This window comes from Mycobacterium sp. (assembly GCF_052143115.1).
Classification (GTDB): domain Bacteria; phylum Actinomycetota; class Actinomycetes; order Mycobacteriales; family Mycobacteriaceae; genus Mycobacterium.
On record NZ_JBKQTQ010000253.1, the window covers coordinates 1 to 5,033 of the forward strand.

Annotated in this window: 5 protein-coding genes; all 5 read right to left on the bottom strand. The window is 64.9% G+C overall.

The window, feature by feature from the left end; all coding sequences use genetic code 11:
• Window positions 1-522 (bottom strand): HAD family hydrolase (locus ACLQI9_RS25250; protein WP_442392346.1); only part of this gene is annotated, 522 nt, incomplete at its 3' end.
• Window positions 519-1,559: a 1-phosphofructokinase family hexose kinase gene (locus ACLQI9_RS25255; RefSeq protein WP_442392347.1), complete on the bottom strand. Its 1,041-nt coding sequence runs from the start codon at window positions 1,557-1,559 to the stop codon at window positions 519-521. The genes ACLQI9_RS25255 and ACLQI9_RS25250, both read right to left, overlap by 4 nt.
• Window positions 1,560-1,765: 206 nt before the next feature.
• Window positions 1,766-2,668 (bottom strand): universal stress protein, encoded by a 903-nt coding sequence (locus tag ACLQI9_RS25260; protein ID WP_442381512.1) that lies wholly within the window; start codon window positions 2,666-2,668, stop codon window positions 1,766-1,768.
• Window positions 2,669-2,738: 70 nt separating this feature from the next.
• Complete coding sequence (locus tag ACLQI9_RS25265) at window positions 2,739-3,638, bottom strand: 3-oxoacyl-[acyl-carrier-protein] synthase III C-terminal domain-containing protein (protein ID WP_442392348.1); 900 nt, start codon at window positions 3,636-3,638, stop codon at window positions 2,739-2,741.
• Window positions 3,622-4,719 carry a 3-oxoacyl-ACP synthase III family protein gene (locus tag ACLQI9_RS25270; RefSeq protein WP_442381541.1) on the bottom strand — a complete coding sequence of 366 codons (1,098 nt, stop codon included), beginning with the start codon at window positions 4,717-4,719 and terminating at the stop codon, window positions 3,622-3,624. The genes ACLQI9_RS25265 and ACLQI9_RS25270 overlap by 17 nt, the downstream gene beginning before the upstream one ends.
• Window positions 4,720-5,033 lie beyond the last annotated feature (314 nt).

Sequence of the window (5,033 nt, forward strand, 5' to 3'; positions counted from 1 at the left end):
TCGGGCGCCCAGAACACCGATGATCTGACCGTATGACTCCACCGCATCGGGAAGCTGCGAGATCCGCCGGTCACCCACGCGTACAGCGACGTCGTCCAGGTCCGCAACCACAACGTCGGCGCCGCACCCCAATAGTCTGTCGGCATGCCCGGTGCGGTCGACACCGATGACCAGTGCGAAACCGCCGTCCCGGGCGGCCGCTATCCCCTCACCGGCGTCGTCGACGACGACAGACCGTTGCGGACGCACACCGAGTCGGCGGGTGGCTTCGACGAGGGCCGCGGCAGGGACGCCATCTACACAGACACCGAAAAGGTCATCAATCCCCGCGGCTTTCAAGAGCTGTTGACCGCCAGGGTGCAACGAGTGGACCGCCGTGGCGATCCCGACGTCGAGTAATTTTCGCACCAAGTTGACCGTCGACTCGAACACCGGAACACCATCAGTGTCGGTCAACACGGCGTTGAGGTTGAAGATTACGGCGTCGTGGTAGCGCGGGTCGACGGTGACCGGCAGCGTCATGGCGATGTCCTTGCTTGAGCGGACAACCATTGGTCTGCAGGCCGTGGTTGCCCGTCGTTGCGCCTCGGTCCGTCGATGTCTATGGGGTCGGCGACCATCTCGAAAAACCGCTCGACATCTTCACGGGTGCAGGGCGCGGTGCCGGGAGTCAGCAGCATGGCCGCACCGGCAGCGATGCCCAGCCGCACCGCCTTGTCGAGTCGCCAACCGCGGCTAAGGCCCACGGTGATGCCGGCGGTCATAGCGTCCCCGGCGCCCACGCCGCTGCCGGAAGGCACCATTACCGCCGAATAACGTTGGCTTCCATGCTGTGTAGCAAGCAGAGCGCCCTCGGACCCGAGTGACACGACGACGAACTGAGCGCAGCCGCGGTCGATGAGTTCGTGCGCCGCGGCGAGCTGCTCGGACTCGCTGATGAGTCCCCGTCCGACACATTCGCGTAGTTCTCGCACGCTCGGCTTGAGCAGAAAGACGCCGGAAGAAATATGTCGCAGTCCAGCCCCGGAGGTGTCGAGAATCAGCAGCGCGCCTCGCTCGCGACAGATGTCGGCGACCCGCTGATAAAAGTGGCTAGGCACGCCGGGCGGCAGGCTGCCGCTCGCCACGACGAAGTCCGCGGATGCTGCCGCGGCACTTAGTTTGTCGAGGCACTCGGTCTGCTCGGCATCGGTGAGCCGCGGACCCGGGAGCACGAACCGGTACTGCTGGCCGGTGCTGTCCTCGTCTACCGTGAAGCTTTCCCTGGTGGATCGAGCCACGGTGATCCGCTGCACCAGCACCCCTGAGTCAGCGACAAGATCGGTCACCTTGTCGCCGGCGTGGCCGCCCGCCGGAAAGAGCGCCGACACCGACGCGCCAAGCACGTGGGCGATTCGCGCGACGTTGATTCCGCCGCCGCCGGGATCGTAACGGGGCGGCCCGCACCGCATTTTGTCGGTCGGAATGACCCGATCGGTGTCCGTGGTGATGTCGAGCGCCGGATTCATCGTCAGGGTCACAATTGTGGTTCCCGATCTCGTCGGCGCCTTCATTGCCATGGTTCCGCTTTCTTCGGGCCGTCGTGAGCGACACCTGAATCCGACCAGTTGACGGACGCCGGCGGTAGGGACGGAAGTCCCGCTTGCGGGGGCCATTCGTAGGCGCTGAACTCAGCGCCGTCCTGATGCCGACGATGGACTAGTCACACTGCGCTTGCGGGCAACCCATCAGCCAGCCGCGTACCTAACCGCTCAGGTCGACACAATTAGGCCAGCGGTTGGCGTGCAACGATGACCGGCACGCGGGCCAATAGCACCACTGCGGCGCTGATGGAGCCCAACAACATTCCGGCGAATCCGCCGCGGCCGTGACTGCCGAGGACCACGAGCTGAGCCGACTCGGATTGGTCGACGAGTTGGCGGGCCGGCTCGTTGCGCACGACGACCCGGCGCACGGACACATCGGGGTAGCGTTCACCCCATCCGGCCAGACGCTCGGCCAAAGCCTCGTCCTCTACTGCTCTCAGTTCCGCCCAGCTGCGACCGGCGCGAGTGACGATCCAATCGAACACACTCACATCGCTCCACGCGTGCAGGGCCGTCAGCCCCACCTCGCGGCGCGAGGCTTCATCGAAGGCGATCGCCGTCGCCAACTCCGACTCTGGCGAGCCGTCAATGCCCACCAGCACCGGGGCGCGCTCCGCATCGGCATTCAACACGACGCCGTCGTGGATCACCGCGACCGGACAATGCGCATGATAGACCAGCCCGGAGCTCACCGAACCCATGTGACGGCCCCGCAACGTGCCGGTACCAAGGCAGCCCACCACCACCAACTCGGCGTCCTTAGACAGGTCGACCAGAGCGGGAACGGCAGTCGCAGAGGGCATTTCGCAGTAGATCTGTGGTGGGCCACGCCGACAGCTTTCGTTGGCGATCTTGAGCGCTTCGTCAATCACTTGTCGCCCTCGTTCTCGCTGCCCGCGCATCCACGCTGGGATCAATGACGATTCCAGCCATTTCCCCGCTGTCGCCGGAACAACATGCACCAACGTCAGCGGAACATTGCGTAACTTGGCGTCGCCGGCGGCCCACTGGACCGCGACCTTAGAGCCCGGCGAGCCGTCGACGCCGACGACGATCCCCGGGTGCGTGCTGAGCTTCGGCATGACATTCTCCTTTTTCCACCGCTACGCCGGACGATTGGTCCAACGGCGTCCGGTCATCAGGCATGGGTCACTAACCCGATGGTCCTAGGGCGGCGAGTGGCGCCGCGTGGTAGACAGCGGCACCCGCGGTGACTCCCGCGCCGGCGGCAATGAGCAGAACGCGGGCGCCTGGCGGGAGTTCTTCGGTCGCACTACGGAGTGCCGCCACCAGCGAGGCGGTATGCATGCTCTCGTCGTCGGCGACGGTGATCCGTTCCACCGGTACTGCGAGTTGGGCGGCCAGTGCCGCGCGATAGCCGTGCCGGGCCGGCGAGGCGACGATGATATCGACGTCGGAAAGTCCGAGCGAGGCCTCCTGGAGGCAGCCGCGGGCCACCTGGGCGCCGGCGGCGGCGAATTGCTTGTCCATCGCCGCCGACCCGCTGAATCGAAGCACATTGCGCGCGTCTTCGAGTCCGACAGTGGCGCGGAAGTTCTCACCGTCGTCGGGGATGTTCACCCAGTGCACACGGCCGAGTCCGATGTCGTCCTCGCTCCAGTCGCACAACAGTGCCGCCCCGACGGGGGAGAACGGAAAGTGCTCGCTCATCCCGCGCCCCGGATCGGCGTCACTCGTGACGACCAGGGCGCAGTTGATGGTGTGCGACCGCAGAAAGCCGTCCACGATCTGCAGCGCGGTGAGGATTCCGCACGTTCCGTTCGCTATGTCGAACGAGAACGTGCCGTGAGCGTCCTCGTGTGGGTCCTCAGGGTTGGCCCCGATGTCCTCCTGGATGAGCGCCGCGAGGGCCGGCTCGGCCAGGTTCTTGTCGCGGTAGATGCCGGTATTGATCAGAAGGTCTACGTCGTCGGGCTCTCGGCCCGCTCGTTGCAAACAGGTCTTGGCCGACGCGACCGCCAGATGTAGTGCGCTGTGCCGGGTGCGCCAACCTGCTCGGGTGACGTCGAGGCGCTCAATCACTGTGCCCATAGCGGCCCACCAAATCTTCGTCCACGGTGAGGAGAACGACGCCGATCTCCAGCCCTGATGCCAGCGCAATCAAGGCGACCGTTTCGCCCGGCCGGATCCGCCCGGCTTCGAGTTCTTCCACAAGTGCCACGGTGTGGGTCGTCGACGCCGTGTTCCCGTAGCGATCGACGGTGATCACGGCGTCGTGTTGCGGACTGTCACCGAATGAAGCCGACCACGCGGCCATCCCCTTGCGTATCGCGCGGGCCGAGGTCTGATGCGTGATCACGTGATCGATGTCGTGCATCGCGATGCCGGCTGCATCGAGGACTTCGTGGAGCAACAGCGGGGTGTCGGCAATGGCTGCCCGCTGGATCCCGCGGGAATCGGTAAACATCCGGGCCCCAGGATCATGCCCCTTCGGGTAGGCAAGGCACAGCCGGCTGTGGTCGGCAACCGTGGTGAAGCCGGCAACGCTGATGCCGCCAGACCCGGGGGTGGCACGCTCGAACAGAAGCGCCGCTCCCGCGTCGCCCAGTGTCAGGCAGGCGAGTTCTTTGCTCATGATGTTGCGGATGTGCCGGGCCGCATTCTGGCCGAGTTGCGAGATGTACTCGCCGCTGACCACCAAACCGCGCTCGACGGTGCCCTGCCGGATCCAATCGTTGAGCACCGTGACACCCGTCAGCATTCCCGCACATGCGTTGGACAGATCGAACGTCACTGCTTTCTCAGCCCCGATCGCATGGGCAACAGCACTACTCATCGTCGGCTCTACCCACTGCGTCAGGCCGCCACGAAACTTCGTGATACTGCAACTGATCACCACATCGAGTGACGCCGCCTGCTGTTGTGCCTTGTCCAGGCAATCCAGCGCCGCCGAGGTTGCAAGGCTGTAGGAGTCCTCGTCGCCGTTCGAGACGCGACGTTCGTAGATGCCGGTCAGTCGTTCCAGATCGATGTGCGTGTGATGACGCGTGGTCGCCATCAATTCGTCGGTTGTGAGCACGGTGGCAGGCAGCTGCCGCCCTGCCCCGGCCAATCGGGCGCGATAGGGCGCCGCGGGTCCATCACCCTCCATCACCAACCAGTTCTTGGGCATTCGTCGCTCTCCTTCGCTTTCACAGGATGGGACGCGAGGGCACCGGCCACCAGAGGATTTGGACCCTAAGAAGCGATTGACTTCCGCCACGTGATGGCATCCGGCAGATAGATCGGTGACTTAGGGCCCTTCGGCCCGACGAGTCGGTGGTGGAAGCTGGCGAAGTGACCAACACGGAAGCGCGCCGGTCGGCGAAAAGCGGTGATTGGGTTAATCGCCTTCAGTCACCGGTTGCCGGCATCCCCGAGGAGAGCCAAATGCAAGCAGACGACTACGTCTGCGACATCTCGACCTTGCGGATCGAAAACGCAAAA

Coding starts and splice junctions, on each gene's coding strand:
- ACLQI9_RS25255 (WP_442392347.1), bottom strand. CDS start 1,559: ATGGCAATGAAGGCGCCGACGAGATCGGGAACCACAATTGTGACCCTG.
- ACLQI9_RS25260 (WP_442381512.1), bottom strand. CDS start 2,668: ATGCCGAAGCTCAGCACGCACCCGGGGATCGTCGTCGGCGTCGACGGC.
- ACLQI9_RS25265 (WP_442392348.1), bottom strand. CDS start 3,638: ATGGGCACAGTGATTGAGCGCCTCGACGTCACCCGAGCAGGTTGGCGC.
- ACLQI9_RS25270 (WP_442381541.1), bottom strand. CDS start 4,719: ATGCCCAAGAACTGGTTGGTGATGGAGGGTGATGGACCCGCGGCGCCC.